At 68.0% G+C, this 15,940-nt stretch carries 15 protein-coding genes; 6 read left to right on the forward strand and 9 right to left on the reverse strand.

The genetic code is table 11. The annotated features are described in order from the left end of the window. Positions 1-85 precede the first annotated feature (85 nt). Genes IEV87_RS18550 through IEV87_RS18560 form a run of 3 tightly spaced genes read left to right on the forward strand, consistent with a single transcriptional unit; the run spans position 86 to position 2,354 of the window. Entirely contained in the window at positions 86-745 is a 660-nt protein-coding gene (locus IEV87_RS18550) for a Tim44/TimA family putative adaptor protein (RefSeq protein WP_188479302.1), read from the forward strand. Then, complete coding sequence (mltA, locus tag IEV87_RS18555; protein WP_188479303.1) at positions 742-1,776, forward strand: murein transglycosylase A; 1,035 nt, start codon at positions 742-744, stop codon at positions 1,774-1,776. The genes IEV87_RS18550 and mltA overlap by 4 nt, the downstream gene beginning before the upstream one ends. After that, positions 1,773-2,354, forward strand: a complete 582-nt coding sequence (locus IEV87_RS18560; protein ID WP_188479304.1) for a Smr/MutS family protein — start codon at positions 1,773-1,775, stop codon at positions 2,352-2,354. The genes mltA and IEV87_RS18560 overlap by 4 nt, the downstream gene beginning before the upstream one ends. Here IEV87_RS18560 and IEV87_RS18565 read toward each other — a convergent pair. Beyond that, positions 2,351-3,451 (reverse strand): alpha/beta hydrolase, encoded by a 1,101-nt coding sequence (locus IEV87_RS18565; protein WP_188479305.1) that lies wholly within the window; start codon positions 3,449-3,451, stop codon positions 2,351-2,353. The genes IEV87_RS18560 and IEV87_RS18565 overlap by 4 nt on opposite strands. 69 nt (positions 3,452-3,520) lie before the next feature. Next, positions 3,521-4,828: an ATP-dependent protease ATPase subunit HslU gene (hslU, locus tag IEV87_RS18570; protein ID WP_188479306.1), complete on the reverse strand. Its 1,308-nt coding sequence runs from the start codon at positions 4,826-4,828 to the stop codon at positions 3,521-3,523. Positions 4,829-4,891: 63 nt separating this feature from the next. Between hslU and IEV87_RS18575 the strand changes: the two genes are divergently transcribed. Next, positions 4,892-5,044, forward strand: coding sequence for a BrnA antitoxin family protein (locus IEV87_RS18575; protein ID WP_188479307.1), 153 nt, complete (start codon positions 4,892-4,894; stop codon positions 5,042-5,044). Here the strand turns inward: IEV87_RS18575 and hslV are convergent. Beyond that, the gene (gene hslV / locus IEV87_RS18580) at positions 5,041-5,607 is read right to left on the reverse strand and encodes an ATP-dependent protease subunit HslV (RefSeq protein WP_188479308.1); all 567 of its coding nucleotides are present in this window, start codon (positions 5,605-5,607) and stop codon (positions 5,041-5,043) included. The genes IEV87_RS18575 and hslV overlap by 4 nt on opposite strands. A 123-nt stretch (positions 5,608-5,730) precedes the next feature. Between hslV and IEV87_RS18585 the strand changes: the two genes are divergently transcribed. Both IEV87_RS18585 and IEV87_RS18590 read left to right on the forward strand, forming a co-directional pair. Then, positions 5,731-6,621, forward strand: coding sequence for a hypothetical protein (locus tag IEV87_RS18585; protein ID WP_188479309.1), 891 nt, complete (start codon positions 5,731-5,733; stop codon positions 6,619-6,621). 15 nt (positions 6,622-6,636) lie between these two features. Further along, positions 6,637-7,005 carry a cupin domain-containing protein gene (locus IEV87_RS18590; protein ID WP_188479310.1) on the forward strand — a complete coding sequence of 123 codons (369 nt, stop codon included), beginning with the start codon at positions 6,637-6,639 and terminating at the stop codon, positions 7,003-7,005. Between the two features lie 66 nt (positions 7,006-7,071). On the opposite strand, the gene trxA is transcribed toward IEV87_RS18590, so the two are convergent. From trxA to tsaE, 6 genes are all read right to left on the reverse strand, one after another. After that, entirely contained in the window at positions 7,072-7,392 is a 321-nt protein-coding gene (gene trxA / locus IEV87_RS18595) for a thioredoxin (RefSeq protein ID WP_188479311.1), read from the reverse strand. A 63-nt stretch (positions 7,393-7,455) separates the two neighbouring features. Beyond that, positions 7,456-10,827, reverse strand: coding sequence for a double-strand break repair helicase AddA (gene addA, locus IEV87_RS18600; RefSeq protein WP_188479312.1), 3,372 nt, complete (start codon positions 10,825-10,827; stop codon positions 7,456-7,458). Then, entirely contained in the window at positions 10,824-13,751 is a 2,928-nt protein-coding gene (gene addB / locus IEV87_RS18605) for a double-strand break repair protein AddB (RefSeq protein WP_188479313.1), read from the reverse strand. The genes addA and addB overlap by 4 nt, the downstream gene beginning before the upstream one ends. Then, positions 13,744-14,418 (reverse strand): nucleotidyltransferase family protein, encoded by a 675-nt coding sequence (locus IEV87_RS18610; protein WP_188479314.1) that lies wholly within the window; start codon positions 14,416-14,418, stop codon positions 13,744-13,746. Before IEV87_RS18610 ends, addB begins: the two co-directional genes overlap by 8 nt. Continuing rightward, complete coding sequence (locus IEV87_RS18615) at positions 14,415-15,413, reverse strand: aminoglycoside phosphotransferase family protein (RefSeq protein WP_188479315.1); 999 nt, start codon at positions 15,411-15,413, stop codon at positions 14,415-14,417. The genes IEV87_RS18610 and IEV87_RS18615 overlap by 4 nt, the downstream gene beginning before the upstream one ends. Next, complete coding sequence (gene tsaE, locus IEV87_RS18620; protein ID WP_188479316.1) at positions 15,406-15,888, reverse strand: tRNA (adenosine(37)-N6)-threonylcarbamoyltransferase complex ATPase subunit type 1 TsaE; 483 nt, start codon at positions 15,886-15,888, stop codon at positions 15,406-15,408. Before tsaE ends, IEV87_RS18615 begins: the two co-directional genes overlap by 8 nt. Between the last annotated feature and the right edge of the window lie 52 nt (positions 15,889-15,940).

Below are 15,940 nucleotides of genomic sequence, written 5' to 3' on the forward strand. Positions count from 1 at the left end.
TAGACTTACTGCAACCCGTCACCTACATAGGAAGGGAACCGGGCCGTTTCCATGGCCTGCGCGGAAGTGAGCCCAAGGGATAACGATGAACTCTCCCATTCTTCAACTGCTGGTGCTGGCGGGTATCGCCATCTTCCTGATCCTGCGCCTGCGCTCCGTCCTCGGCACGCGGGAAGGATACGAAAAGCCCCCGGTCACCCAGCCCGGCCCCACGACGGAGCGTCGCGGCAGCTTTGAGGTGATCGACGGCGGCCCGGACCCCGACATCGTCGACCACGTCCCGGCCGACAGCCCCGCGGCCGGCGCGCTGGCCCGGATGAAGGCGCTGGAACCTTCATTCTCCGTCGGTGAATTCCTCGGCGGTGCACGCGGCGCTTACGAAATGATCCTGATGGGGTTCGAACGCGGCGAACTGGCCGAGATCAAGCCGTTCCTGTCCGATGACGTCTATGAATCCTTTGCCTTCGTGGTCGAGGATCGCGAAGTCAAGGGCCTGACGGTCGAGGCCGATTTCCTGGGAGTCAAGGAACTCCAGCTGGTCGACGCCGAGCTCGACGACGCCACGCAGGAGGCGGAACTGACCGTGCGCTTCGTCGGGCAGCTGACCTTTGCCGTGCGTGACCGCGCCGGCGAGGTGGTGGAAGGCGATCCCAAGACCGCCAAGACGCAGCGCGACATCTGGACCTTTGCCCGCCGGATGGGGACCGACGATCCCAACTGGCAGCTGGTCGCCACCGGCGAATGACTCTGGCGCGGCTGGCTGCCCTGCTGGCCGCTCTGACCCTGCCCGGCACAGGGCAGGCCGAACCGCCGTCCCTCACCGTTCTGGACTATTCGTCGCTGCGGGGCTGGGACGCAGACGACCACGCCGCCGCGCTGCGTGTGTTCCTCAACACCTGCCCCGACCTTTCTGCGCCCGACTGGCAGGCGCTGTGCACGGTCGCGGAGCAACAAACCAACGCCCGCACCTTCTTTGAACTGTTCTTCACCCCGGTTCTGGTCGAAGACGGCAATCCCGCGCTCTTCACCGGCTATTTCGAACCGGAGCTCAACGGCTCTCTCACCCCGACCCCGCGCTACCGCCATCCGCTCTACCGCATGCCGCCCGAGGCTCGCCAGCAGCCCTGGCTGTCGCGCCGCGACATCGAAACTTCCGGAGTCCTGCAGGGAAGGGGGCTCGAGATCGCGTGGGTCGACGATCCCGTCGAACTGTTCTTCCTGCAGATTCAGGGCTCCGGCCGCATCCGCCTGCCGGACGGAAAGGTGCTGCGCGTCGGCTATGGCGGCAAGAACGGTCAGGAATACAGCTCCATCGGGCAGGAACTGGTGCGGCGCGGCACCTATTCGGCGCATCAGGTTTCCGCGCAGGTCATCAAGAACTGGGTTCGCCGCAACCCGGAGGAGGGGGCGGAGCTGCTCCGCCACAACGCCTCCTACGTCTTTTTCCGGGTGGTCGACACGGTCGCGCCCGAGGACGGCCCCGTCGGTGCGATGAACCGTTCCGTCACCGCCGGTCGCTCGGTCGCCGTCGATCCGTCCTACACGCCGCTCGGCGCGCCGGTCTGGGTGGAAAAGGACGGCACCCTGCCGATGAACCGGCTGATGGTCGCGCAGGACACCGGATCGGCCATCAAGGGGGCGCAGCGCGCGGATATCTTTGTCGGCACCGGCGACAAGGCGGGGCGTTTGGCCGGGCGGCTGAAGGATCCGGGGCGGATGGTCGTCCTCCTCCCCATCCAGCGCGCCTATGCCATGCTGCCGGGTGACAGCCTGTGAGTCGCCGCCTGAAACCCGAGGAGCTTGAACTCTGGAACCGGGTCGCCGGCACCGCCGACCGGATCAACCGCCCCCTGTCGCGGACAGAGGAACAGCGGCCGAAGCCCAAGAAGCCCCGCGCCGCCGATCCCGACCCCTTGCCGACCTTCCGCATCGGCCAGACGGCGCAGGGCAGGGGGCCCGGCCATGACCTCATGGGATCGGTCAGCGACCGCCTGACCGACGCGCCGCTTCGGATGGACCGCAAGATGCATACGAAGATGAAGCGCGGGAAACTCTCTCCGGATGCGCGCATCGATCTGCACGGCATGACGCTGGACCGTGCGCACCCTGCGCTTACCGGCTTCATCATGCGCGCCGCGAGCGATGGCAAACGGCTGGTTCTGGTCATCACCGGAAAGGGCAAGGATCGTGACTCCGACGGTCCGATCCCTGTCCGCCGCGGCATCCTGCGCCACCATGTCCCGCACTGGCTGAGCGTTCCGCCCTTGTCGCAGCTGATCCTGCAGGTCACGCCCGCCCACATCAGCCATGGCGGCGGCGGGGCCTACTACGTGTACCTGCGCAGGCTGCGCTAGTTTCTCAGAAGCCCCGGCGACAGGATCAGCTGCGTCGCCTTGCTGACCGTGACCGCCACCCCCGGCAGTCCGCCGCGTGAATCCTGCCCCGCACGTGCGAAGCTCGTGCTCAGTTCCCGGCTGCGCGACAGCAGCGCGATCAGCGCCGGAGAGCTCACAGCCGTCATGTGCGACTGCGCCGCGGGGCCTGAAAACGCCGTAACGTCGACGATGGTGACGTCAAGGTCCGACAGGCTGTTCGCACTGTCCAGCGTCCCCAGCCTGTTCGAACGCCCGTTGATCCTGGACGACAGCATCAGCGCCCGGTCCTTCTGCGACACGAAGATGGCAAAGGGCTGCGGAAGGAAACGGATCCGCCCGGCCTGCGCATGGAACAGATCCGTGTCGATGTCGGGCGCGATCAGCACCACCCCGTCGAGAATGCGGTCCGGCAGGCCGGGGTTGGCGATCGCCATCTGCCGCAGGCTCTCCATCACCAGCATCGCCCCCAGGGAATGGCCGACGATCACCACGTTGCGCGCGCCCGCGCGGGAGACGTCGCGCAACATCTCCTCCAGCCCGTCGCGCGCCAGAAGAACGCTGTCCCTGTCGTGGCTGTAGCCCAGGGGATGCGCCGCACTCGGCCAGGAAAACCCGACGGCGACACCCTTGAGCCCGAAATCGTGCGCCAGCTGCGCCGTACGGAAAACGCCGTCGCTGAATGAGGTGTTGTAGCCATGCACGAAGATCGTGATGTCCCGCTCCGCCGGCGCCAGCTCTGCCAGCGACCTGCGCAGGGTGCTCAGGAACGCTGCCTTGCTGCCGATCTCGTCGCTTCTGGTCAGCACGAAGTGACGACCAGGCACCGGATTGGAATAGGACACCGGGACCGTTCCCGGCCGCCGGTCCCGCGGGATAGACACGCCGACGTCGAGATAGGTGAAAGCAGCGGCGCGCCCGCCACCGTAATTCCCCGCGGCGTCCCTTGCGCGGTTGGTGACAACCACGACCTTCTGATGATCGCCGACTGTCCCGGCCTCCGGAACAAGCAGCATGCGCGTTGGATCCGCACATCCGCAAAGCACGGCGACGACGATCAGATACAGGAACAGACGCATCAGGCAACCCGGGGTTCAGCCCCTCCGGGATACCCGCCCAGGCCCGGGAGCGCCAGAATTTCGGCGCGATCAGAGCACGTAGCGGCTCAGATCGGCAGACGCCGCCAGCTTGCCGATATTAGCCTCGACAAAGGCCGCATCGACCGAAATTTCTTCGCCGGTACGGTCGGGGGCGTGGAAGGACAGTTCCTCGAACACCCGTTCCATGATGGTATAGAGCCTGCGGGCGCCGATATTCTCGACCGACTGGTTCACGTCCGCCGCCATCCGGGCAAGCGCCGCGATCCCGTCTTCGGTAAAGGTCACCTTCACGCCTTCGGTTTCCATCAGCGCCGTGTACTGGCGGGTCAGGGCGTTGTCCGTCTCCGTCAGGATCGCCACAAAGTCGGCCTCTGTCAGCGATTTCAGCTCAACCCGGATCGGCAGCCGCCCCTGCAGTTCGGGCAGCAGGTCCGACGGTTTCGCCACGTGAAACGCGCCCGACGCGATGAACAGGATATGGTCGGTCTTGACCGGCCCGTACTTGGTGGACACCGTCGTGCCTTCGATCAGCGGCAGCAGGTCGCGCTGCACGCCTTCGCGGCTGACGTCGGCCCCGCGCGCATCCGATCGGGCGCACACCTTGTCGATCTCGTCGAGGAAGACGATGCCGTTCTCCTCGACCGCCGTCAGCGCGGTGCGGTTCACCGTCTCGTCGTCCAGCAGCTTGTCGGCTTCCTCTCCGATCAGGACCTCATAGCTTTCGGCCACCGACAGCTTGCGTCGCACGGTCCGCCCGCCGAACGCCTTCCCGAAGATGTCGCCCAGGTTCATCATCCCCATCTGTCCGCCCGGTTGCCCCGGTATATCCAGCATCGGCATGGGGTTGGAGGTATCCGCCAGGTCCAGTTCGATCTCTGTATCGTCCAGCTCACCGTTGCGAAGCTTCTTGCGGAACATCTCCCGCGTGCCTTCGCGCGCATCCGTTCCGGCCAGCGCCTCGATCACCCGGTCCTCTGCCAGCTTGTGGGCCGAGGCGCGCACGTCCTCGCGCATCTGTTCCCGCACCATGGCGATGGCAGAGTCCATCAAATCGCGCACGATTTGTTCCACATCCCGCCCGACATAGCCGACCTCGGTAAACTTCGTCGCCTCCACCTTGATGAAGGGCGCGCGGGCCAGCTTGGCCAGGCGTCGCGAGATCTCCGTCTTGCCGACACCGGTCGGTCCGATCATCAGGATGTTCTTCGGAAACACCTCGTCCCGCAGGTCGTCCGCCAGCTTCGCCCGCCGCCAGCGCGACCGCAGGGCCACGGCAACGGCGCGTTTGGCGTCCTTCTGGCCGATGATGAACCGGTCAAGCTCCGATACGATTTCGCGCGGTGTCAGGTCGGTCATGTCAGTCCTTTCCGATATCCGGGGCAGATGTACGCATTTCGCGGGCTGGATTGAAGGGGCGGCTTGGTCTACCTCGTGGTCCCCCAACCCAGGCAGCGGGTCTCCCTTCGCGTCGACCAGGGCGTGCTCGATTTCTTCAAAACCGAAGGCAAGGGCTACCAGACCCGGATGAACGCCGTCCTTCGCGCCTATATGCAGGCGAAGAAGGCCGGTTAGCCGATCGTCTCCACCGTCAGGTTGCCGTTGGTATAGACACAGATGTCCGCAGCGATGCCCATGGCTTTCCGGGCGATCTCCTCCGCCCCCAGATCGGTGTCGATCAAGGCCCGCGCCGCCGCCAGGGCATAGTTGCCGCCCGATCCGATGGCCGCAACGTCATGCTCCGGTTCCAGCACGTCGCCCGCGCCGGTGATGACCAGCAACTCCGACCCGTCGGTCACGATCAGCATCGCCTCGAGCTTCTGCAGGTACTTGTCCGTCCGCCAGTCCTTCGCAAGTTCCACGCTGGCCCGCTGCAGCTGGCCCGGCATCGCCTCGAGCTTTGCCTCCAGCCGTTCCAGAAGCGTGAAGGCATCCGCGGTCGACCCGGCAAATCCGCAGACCACGTCATGCCCGCCGGGCGACAGCCGGCGTACCTTGCGCGCCGTGCCCTTCATGACCGTCTGGCCCATGCTCACCTGCCCGTCCCCGGCGACAACCACTTGGCCGCTCTTGCGGACTCCGATGATGGTGGTGCCGTGCCAGCCGGGAAAGTCGCCTGATCCGTGATGATCCGCCATGCCGGTCCTCCTTTGCGTGACTGCCTATATGCGGTCGACGGAACAGGACCACAACCCCACCGTCTGGCCCGCCATCTGGCCCGCCACCTTGCCGGTGGCCGATGGCGGCAGTAGCGTCGCGGCATGCCGCGCGCCGTCACCATTTACCTTGAAGAGCCTCTACTGCAGAGCGCCCGCGACGGCCGTCACAACTTCATCGGCCTTGTCACCGACGTGCTGCGGGACGCCGGGTACGGTGTCGCCTTCGCGCCCCTCGGCACGCCCTTTCGCGCCGATGCGCCCGCACTGACCCACATGGCCCCGCCGCCACCCGGCGGGCTGACGTTCCGCCGTGCCTACCACTACCCGTTCTGGGCCATCGAGACGACGGCAGAGCGGTGGAACTGGCATGTCGCGAGCCAACCCTTCCAGCCGCAAAGCGTGGCCGATCAGCCCGCCCGCCGGACCTATGACCGCTGGCGCGAGCGCTTGTTTCCCGGCCTGACTGAAGCGCCGCAACGCGAGGGTCTGATATATGTGCCCCTTCAGGGCAGGCTGCTTGATCACCGGTCGTTTCAAAGCTGCACGCCGGTCGAGATGCTCTCCCTCACCCTCGCCGCCGATCCCGCCCGCGATGTCGTCGCCACCCTGCACCCGAAGGAAACCTACGGTGCCGACGAGCTGGACGCGCTGCACAGCCTCGCCGCCCGGAACCCGCGCCTGACGATCCTGACCGGCGCGATGAAGGACATGCTGGCCCGCTGCGACTACGTGGTCACGATGAACTCCGCAGCCGCCTTCAACGCGTTCTTTTTCGGCAAGCCGTCGATCCTTTTTGCGAAGATCGACTTTCACCACATCTGCCTGACCGCCTCGCCTCAGGACTTGGGCGCATTCGATGGCATCGCGACGCATGCACCCGACTATGCCCATTACCTTTGGTGGTTCTGGCAGGAAAACTGCATCAACGCCGGCCGTCCGGACGTCAAGGAGAGGATCCGCGAGGCCCTGATCCGTGGCGGTTGGAGCATCTGACGACAGGAGCAGAGCATGAAATCCCCCCTCCGCATCCCGCAGTCCGAATGGTCCCGCACCCCGCCTGCATGGCTTGGCCATGTCGACGGCGAAAGGTTCGGCACCGGCGCGACCGTGCTGATGTACACCAGCGAAGAGATCGGCAAGGGCCCGAAACTGCACGTCCACGACTATGACGAAATCTTCGTGGTGCTCGAGGGCCGCGCCCTGTTCACCGTCGGCGGAACGGAGATCGAGGCGCAGGCCGGCGATATCGTCTTCGGTCCGGCGGGGCAGCCGCACAAGTTCCACAACCTCGGCCCCGGTATCCTGCGCACGGTGGATATCCACGTCGCCCCGAAATGGGTGCAGGAGAACCTGCCGGACCCGGACGCCCGGTCGTGATGTCCGGACATGAAAAAGGGCGCTCCGACGAGCGCCCTCGAAAATCTTTCAAAACGGTATCCGGCCTCAGATCGACTCTTCGATCCAGGACTTCAGCGACGCCTTCGGTGCAGCGCCCGCGCGGTTGGACACCACTTCGCCGTTCTTGAAGATGAACAGCGCCGGGATCCCGCGCACGCCAAGCTGCATCGGGGAGTTCGGATTCGAATCGACGTCGACCTTGGCAATTTTCACTTTGTCGCCAAACTCTTCCGCCAGTTCTTCAAGGGCCGGGCCGATCTGCTTGCAGGGGCCGCACCATTCCGCCCAGAAGTCCACGACAACGGGAACGTCTGAGTTTTTCACTTCGGTTTCAAAGGTATCGTCGGTTACGGCCACGGTGGACATCGGTTTCTCCTGAGGATCTGGGCTGCGCTTGGGGATCAAAGGTAAGGAGCACATCGCGGAAGTTCAAGAAGCGGTTGTGGCCCGCAACGCCGCCATCACAAGATCCTGCGGCAGCACCATGAGCGTCCCGGTGCGCGTCCACAGCAACGCGACATCCACCCGCCGCCCCGGATAGACCTGCGACAGCGCGGCGGCATAGGCCCCCATCTGGCGCAGCAGGCCGTCGGGCACTTCGGCGGGCATGTCAGGCACCACGGCATTGGTCTTGAAGTCCACCGCCAGAACGCGGTCGTCCTCCACCACCAGCCGGTCGATCGTGCCATGCACCCGCGCGCCGCCAAGCGCGTCGAGTGGGGCTGAAATCGCCACCTCCTCCAGCGCCTCCGGCCCGAACAGGGGTGCCAGATGCGGGGCGGTGAGGACGCGCCGCGCCTCGCCGCTCAGCAGGTCCAGTTCAGCCCCCTCCGCACCGTCCGGCCCCTCGCCCAGGATCCGCGCCGCGCGATCCCCGAATTCGCTCTCCGCCACGCCCGGCAGATGCTCCAGCAGCAGGTGCACCTGCCGCCCGCGCCGCTTGGCCGCCGCCTCGTCCAGCCCCGCCTCGCCCGGCAGCGCCTTGGCCCCGCCGAGTTCGGACGGGCTGAGCGTGGTCACCGGCCCCTCCGCCACGGGCGCGCGCCGCCGCGCCCAGTCGGGCAGGACGGGCAGGGGCTCCGGCGCAGTGCGATCCTCCGTCAGCGCAAGTCCGGCCCAGTCGCCGGTCTCCAGCCGCAGCCCCGTGCCGCCTTCGAGAACCCGCTCCTCCGCCCCGAGATCGCGCATCGCCCCGCCGATCCGGTCGTACCAGGTGTCGCCGGTCTTCCCCAGATCGCCCGCCGCCGCGACGATGAGCCATTTCTCCGCCCGCGTCATGGCCACATACAGAAGCCGGTCCGCTTCCTCCCGCTGCTTGTCCAGCTTCGCCTCTCGCAGGTCGCGCAGGCGGGCAGGGGCTTCTGCCGCCGATACCTTCCACCAGGCAAACCCGTCGTCGGAGACGATCTCTCCACGCAGGTCTTCCCGCCGGGCCTGGGTTTCGGGCAGGAAGACCACCGGCGCCTCCAGCCCCTTGGATCCATGCACCGTCATCACCCGGATCCGCGACCCCGCGCTCTCCATCTGTCGCTTGACCTCCGGGTCGTCGCCCTGAAGCCAGACGAGGAACCCGGTCAGGCTGGGCACCTCGTTGCGTTCGTACTGAAGCGCCTGATCCAGCAGCGCGTCGATGCCGTCCTGCGCTTCCACCCCGAGCCGTGCCATCAGCTTGCGCCGCCCGTCGTGTCGCGTCAGGACCCGCTCCAGCAACTCGTAGGGCCGCAGAAAATCCGCCCGGTCGCGGAGGTCGCGCAGCACCCGCCGGGTGTCCTCGTGATCCGTCCGCCGGTCCAGCGTGCGCCACAGTGATCCGGTCCGGCCGTGGGCCAGATCGAACAGCATCCCCTCAGTCCAGCCGAACAGGGGGGATTTCAGCGCGGCGGCAAGGCTCAGCTCGTCGTCGGGCGTGGCGAGGAAGGCGAGCAGGGCGGTCAGGTCCTTGACGGCCAGTTCGCCGCCGATCCGCAACCGGTCGGCCCCGGCGATTTCGAGCCCCTGCACCTTGCAGGCGCGGATGATCTCGTGAAACAGCCTGCGCCGCCGCCGGACGAGGATCAGGATATCGCCCTCATGGATCGCCCGCGCCCGGCCACCACCAAGCGGCAGGGGTGTCCTGGCGTCGATCATATCGCGGATGGACCGGGCGATGCGGTCGGCCAGCACCACGTCGTGATCCCGCTCTCCGGGCAGGTCCACCGGGTCGTCCCATGCACCGCTGTCCGGGGCCTCCACCTTCTCAACCAGCGGCCAGAGATCGACGCGGCCGGGCAGGGCGTCATGGAAGGCGATGTGGGTCTCCTCCGGCGAAAACCCGGCCTCCGCCCGACCTTCGAAAACGCGGTCCACCAGCGACAGAATCGCCGGAGAGGACCGGAAGGAATGTGCCAGCGCCAGCCGCTGCAGCGGCCGGCCAAGCGCGTCGAGCCGTTCGGCGAAATCATCCCGCATCCGGTCGAACCCCGACGGATCCGCGCCCTGGAAGGAATAGATCGACTGCTTCTTGTCCCCGACGACGAAGATCGTGCGCACCCGGTCCTCTCGTGCGCCCGAGCCGCTGGTGAATTCCCGCGCCAGCGCCTGGATCACCTGCCACTGTTGAGGGGAGGTATCCTGCGCCTCGTCCACGAGGATATGGTCGATCCCGCCGTCCAGCCGGAACAGCACCCAGGCCGACACCTCGGGGTTGGTCAGCAGGTCGCGGGCGCGCAGGATCAGGTCGTCGAAATCCATCGCCCCGCGCAGCAGCTTCGCCCGTGCATAGGCGGGCAGGAACAGCCCGGCAAAGTCGTAAAGCGTGTCTGTCTTGTCCAGCAACGCCAGCGCCAGCCGATGGTCCCGCGCCTGTTCCACCCGGCCCATGAGCGCGTCGATCCGGTCCATCAGATCGGGCGCCTTGCCCCGCGTCCCCTTGGTCGGAACAGAGCCGATCTTGGCCGAAAACGGCACTTTCGCTGTCGCGCCGGTCAGGAAGCAGTCCTCCAGCACCAACAGCGCGTCCATGTCCGGGGCGGCGATCCCCGCCAGTTTCCCCGCCAGCTTCTGATCGGTGACCGAGCCGTCCCGCGCCAGCGTGGCGAGCGCGGCCAGATCCTCCGTTTCCGACCCGAGGAAGACCTCCGCCAGAACCCGATCCGCGTCATAACCCTCCGGCAGGTCAAGCTCTGCCGCCAGTGCCGCCCGACCCGGCTGGCGTGACAGCACCTCCGCATGGCCGACAATCGCGCCGGTCAATGCCTCGAGCGTCTGGCCGGAATACTGCAGCGCGACGCGTGCCAGAACGTCGCGCGCCTTTCCCCTGTCCGGCCCTTCGGCAAGGTCCTCGATCACCCGGGCGCGCAGAAGGGCGGCGTCTCGGTCCTCCATCTCCGTGAACTGCGGGCTCACCCCGGCCTCCAGCGGGAACCGCCGCAGCAGGGAGGCGCAGAACGAATGGATCGTCTGTATCTTCAGCCCGCCCGGCGTCTCGATCGCCCGCGCGAACAGGGTCCGCGCATGCCGCAGCCGCCCGGCATCGACGGCGTCGTCCACGCCAAGCCCGGCAAGCTCCGCCCGGAGCGCATCGTCCGGCAGCATCGCCCAGGCCCCGAGCCGGCGAAACAGCCGGTTCTGCATCTCGGTCGCGGCGGCCTTGGTGTAGGTGAGACAGAGGATATGCTGCGGCGAGACCCCGTCCAGCAACAGCCGCGCCACCCGGTCGGTCAGCACCCGCGTCTTGCCCGACCCGGCATTGGCCGCAAGCCAGGTCGACCTGTCGGGCCGTGCCGCATCCACCTGCCGCTGCGTGGCGTCGTCTCGCATCATCCGACATCCTCCGGCGTGGGGTCGGTGGCCACGTCCCATTCCCCGAACCGCGCGAGGTGATCGTAATCCCCCTCCGTCGCCACGCTGAACATCGCCCGGCGCGAGGTGAAGGGCTGTGCCGGGTCCAGATACTGCCGGATCAGGGTCGAAAACCGCGCCCAGACCTCATCGGAAGAGAGCTGGTCGAGCGGGGCCTCGATCTCCCGCGTGTCCGATCCCAGCCCGATGAACGCCGCCCGGATCACATGTCGCGGATCCAGCCCGTGAAACCCTGCCCGTTCCGCCATCGCCGCTTCGAGCAGCAGCTGCAGATCAAAGCTCATCTGCATCGCGGCAGAGGACATCTGCCCGGTCTTGTAGTCGTAGATCAGCGCGTTGCCGTTGCCGTCCAGGTCGATCCGGTCGGCCTTTGCGGTCAGTGCGAAATCCAGTCCCTCCAGCACCACGCGCCCCGGCAGTTCATATCCCGCGGGCCGCCCCATCTCCTGCCGCACGGCCTCTCCGCCGACCACATCCACCGCCGCCCGCGCCATCCGCGCCAGCCAGAGCAGCCGCGCCTCCGCCCAGGGCACCTCCCGCTCCAGTACCTCGCGGGTCAGCGCCACGAGATGACCGGCGTGCAGCGCGGCCGGGTCCGCCGTCACCTCTTTCACGAACCGCTCCAGAACCTCGTGGCTGACGATCCCCCGCATCAGCGCGTCCGGCGCTTTCATCAGCGGGTCGAGAGGGCGCAGCCGCAGCACCTCCCGCGCATAGATCGCATAGGGGTCGCGGATCAGCGTCTTGACCTGAGTGACCGACAGCTTGCGCGGACGGGCGGCGGCGGGCGGGCGCGGGGCAGGGCGGGGGGCCGGAGGGACCGGGTCCACAGCATCCAGCGCCGCCACCAGACCCAGCCAGTGCCGGCCACGGACCCGCGCACCCTCAAGTGCATCCTGCCCCACGGGACCAAGACCGGAGAGCAGGTTGGTGATCCGGTTCAGCCAGCGCGAGGCGACCGTCTCCGCCTCGGACCCGCGCAGGGCACGGGTGATCCAGACCTCGGGCGCGGCAATGGCCTGCTGGAAGTCGTGGGCGGACAGGCCGATCTTCCGTTCCGGCAGCAGCAGCCCGACCTCCGCCCGCATCGCGCGGTTCAGCCAGGGATCGGGCGCGGCGGCCTCCGGCCAGCTGCCTTCGTTCAACCCGCCGAGTATGACCAGATCGGCCCCCTGAACCCGCGCTTCCAGCGTGCCCCAGATCAGGATATGCGGATGGGGAATTGTGCTGTCGCGCTGCTCCGCCCCGGATAGGATCGCGGTGACGAGGTTGGTGAAATCCTCCGCCCCGATATCCCCCGCGACCTCCGCCGCCGCGGCCAGTTCCGCCAGCTTCGCGTGCACATCCGCGCCGTCGTTCCCCTCCCACAGCCGCCCGGACCCCTCCGCACCGCATCCGGCCGCCAGCCGTTCCGCCCGCGCGATCAGGTCGCCGACCCGCTGCGTCAGGGCGCGCGGCTCCGCGTCCTCTCCGGCGATGGCGCAGGTACCGGCCCATTCGGCCCAGTCGCGCGCCATTGCATCCGGCTGTTCCGCCGCGAAACCGCGCAGGCTGCCCGCATCGGGAAACGGCGGCCCCTCGCGCCGCAGCTCCGACTCGAGCGCCCGCGTCAGCAGAAGGTGCGTCCCCCTCTCCGCCCCGGTATGGCAGAGCGGGTGTTTCAGAAGTGCCAGCAGCCCCGCCGCGCCGCCCCTGTCGTGCGATAGCGCCGCGACCTGCCGCAGGAACCGGCCCGGCGGCGTCAGGTGCAGCGGCTCCCCCGCGCTGTCGTCGGGCAGGATGTCCCACCGGGTCAGCGCCGCCGTCACCTGACGCGCCAGCAGCCGGTCGGGGGTGATGAGCGCCGCGCGCACCCCCTCCTCCGCCGCCTGACGCAACCGCAGCGCAATCGCCTGCGCCTCTTCCCGGGCCGAAGGCGCCTCGACCAGGGTCACACCCGCCATGGCCGCCGCCGGGTCCTGCCGCGGCCCTTCCGCCAGCCATTGGTCGGTGACGGGTGCGGGTCGTAGCGCAAGCGACACCAGGCTGTTGCGGGCGTCGTTCTGAACCGATCCGATCCAGGGTTCTACATCCTTCGGTTCAAGGCCAAGCGCGGCGGTCAGCGCGCGGAACCGGTACTGCGGATGATCCTCTGCCAGAAGCGGGTCGGACAGCTGTTCCATCCAGACCGCGTCCGGCAGGTCGAAATCGTAGCCCGGCAACACCACCGCCCCCTGAGGCAGCCGCGCGACAGCCTGCATCAGAAGGTTCGTCGCCCCCCGCGATCCTGTGGACCCGGCCACGATCACCGGCCCCGGTGGCGGTGAATCCGGCCAGGTCGCAGAGAGATGCTCGGCAACCATACGCAACCGTGCGGTCGGATCGGGGGCCGTGCCGCCGCCCTCGATCTGTTCCACGATGGTCAGGAACCGCAGCGCCCGCGCCCAGTGGTCCGAATGCCCCGACACATCGATGCGCCGGATCGCGTCAAAGGAAACTCCCTCTCCGCGCATCTCCTCGAACACCCGGGCGAGGCTGTCGGCCAGGTCGTAGAGAGCGGCGCGCGGAGCGAGGTCCGGCTCCCGTTCGATCAGCGCCTGCACCAGCTGTACCAGCATCAGCCGCCGTCGCAGCAACGGCACCGGTGCAGGAATGGTGCCAAGCGCGAATGTCTCCCCCAGATCCGTCACCAGCCGGATGCGCGGCAACAGGCGGGGCGGCCCGGCGTCGAACAGCGACCGGATCCGCCGTGCCATCCGCCGCGTGTTCACGATCAGCGTGGTCCGGCCCAGCACCTCGGGCGGCAGCCCCTCTGTCTTTTCAATCAGCCCGTCGACAAGATGACGGGGAAAATCCGCGCCGGGCGGCAGTCCGAAGACGCGGGGTCTGTCGGAAGGCTTAAACATGACGGGCCAGCATCGCTTCGGCCAGCGCGATCCCCTCGGGCCGCCCGACATCGCACCATTCGCCGTCGTATGGTATGACGTGCAGCGTGCCCCGCGCGAGCATCCGGTCCCAGAGCAGGTTCAGTGAAAACGCGGCTTCCTGCACATCGGTCAGCCCCTCCGTCCGGATGATCTGCGCGCCGGAATAGATCAGTCCCGGTCCGCGCGCGGCCGGCGGACCGGGAAGGAAGTCACCCGCGCCCGTATGCCCCACGGCGCGGTCTGGCGGGATGCCAAGCAGCAGCGCCTCCATCCCCTCCTCCCACTGGTCACGCAGCAGGGCCAGCGGGTTCGGCCCGGCCCAGACCGCGTCGGAGTTCATCGTCCAGACCGGCCCGGACCCGAGCAGAGGCAGCGCATTCCGCAACCCGCCACCGGTCTCGAGGATCTCCGGCTTCTCCCGCAGGGTTACGACGCGGGTCCCGGCCAGATGCGACTCGAGCTGCGCCGCCCGGTAATGCAGGTTCGCGACGACCGGGCCGGGAACGACCGGGTCGATCAGGTCGAGCGCATGGTCGATCAGCGGCCGCCCCGCGACCCTGACCAGCGGCTTCGGCCGGTCGGCGGTCAGCGCGCCCATGCGGGTCCCGAAACCGGCGGCGAACAGCATCAGCGCCTGCGGGGTCATCGCCGCAGCCTGTCGAGGATCGCCGCCTCCGGCACCGGCAGGTCGGCCTTCACCAGCCCCGCGATCCCGGACAGCGCCGGGTGCGACAGGTTGCGCATCAGATGCCCCCAGACCCGCGGGATCAGGTCGACATAGTGCCGCTTGCCGTCCCGCCGCGACAGCCGGGCAAAGACCCCGAGGATCCGCAGGTTCCGCTGCGCGCCGACGACGTGATAGCGCCGCTCGAACCCGGCGCGGCCCTGGCCGGTCGCCGCGCAGAACCGGGCAATCATCGCGTCTTCGACCTCTGCGCCGACGTCCCGCCGGGCATCCATCAGCATCGACACGAGGTCATAGGCCGCATCCCCGATCATCGCGTCCTGGAAATCCAGCAGGCCGACCCGCGCCGCCCCGTCTCGGCCCGGCAGCCACAGCAGGTTTTCGGCGTGATAGTCGCGCAGGGTGGTGACGGTACAGCTGGTCTCGGCCTGAAGCAGCGGCGCGAAGGCCTCGCAGAAAGCGGCTTTGGCGGCGTCGTTCCGGCCAAGGCTTTCCGCGAGATACCAGTCATAGGCCAGCGCGGCGAGCGGGGTCATCGTTGCGGCATCGTACCGCGCCAGTCCCGGCATGGGCGGCGCGTCGTGCAGCGTGGCCAGCACGTCCGTCGCAGCGGCATAGAGCGTCATCTCCGCCCCCGGATCGCGCGCCGTCACGCGGGCGAAAAGGTCATCGCCCAGGTCCTCGATCAGCAGGAACCCGGCATCCGGATCCTGCGCCAGCACCCGTGGCGCCGACAGGCCGAGACCCGACAGATAGGCGGCCACCGACAGGAAAGGGCGCACGTCCTCTCCCTTCTCCGGCGGAGCATCCATGAGCACCGCGCTCTCCCCGCCCCGCCGCAGCCGGTCGTACCGGCGGTTGGAGGCGTCGCCCGCCAGAACGGTCCGATCCGCCCCGGCCCAGTCGGTTGTGCCGATGAAATCCGCCAGCAGGGCGGCGCGGGCGGTGTCAGGCATGGAAGGCTCCGGTCATGTCTTCGGGGAGAAGGGGATCCCAGGCAGCCGGCCCCGTCGCGTCGATCCGGCGCGTGTCGGTCCCGGTCACGGTGAACGTCAGCGTCAGCGCATCCTCAGGCACAAGATCGCCAAGCCGGTCGGGCCATTCGACCAGGCAGATTGCGGTGTCGAAGGCCTCTTCCAGCCCCAGTTCGACCACCTCGTCCGGCGCGGTCAGGCGGTAGAGGTCCGCGTGCCAGATCTCCGCCCGCCGCCCCTCATAAGTCTGCACCAGCGTGAAGGTGGGGGAGGGCACGTCCTCGGCAACGGCCAGCAGCGACTGGATCAGCACGCGGGCGAAATGGGTTTTTCCGGCACCGACCGGTCCCACGAGCAGCAGCACGTGCCCCGGTTCCAGCCCGGCCCCGATGCGGCGCGCAAGATCGCCGGTTTCGTCGGCGGAACGGGACAGGTAACGGCGGTGGCAATGATCCATGCGCCGACTTTACCGACGCCGGAGTCGCCTGCAAGGCCCCGCATCGGGCGGG

This window comes from Primorskyibacter flagellatus (assembly GCF_014638275.1).
Classification (GTDB): domain Bacteria; phylum Pseudomonadota; class Alphaproteobacteria; order Rhodobacterales; family Rhodobacteraceae; genus Pseudooceanicola; species Pseudooceanicola flagellatus_A.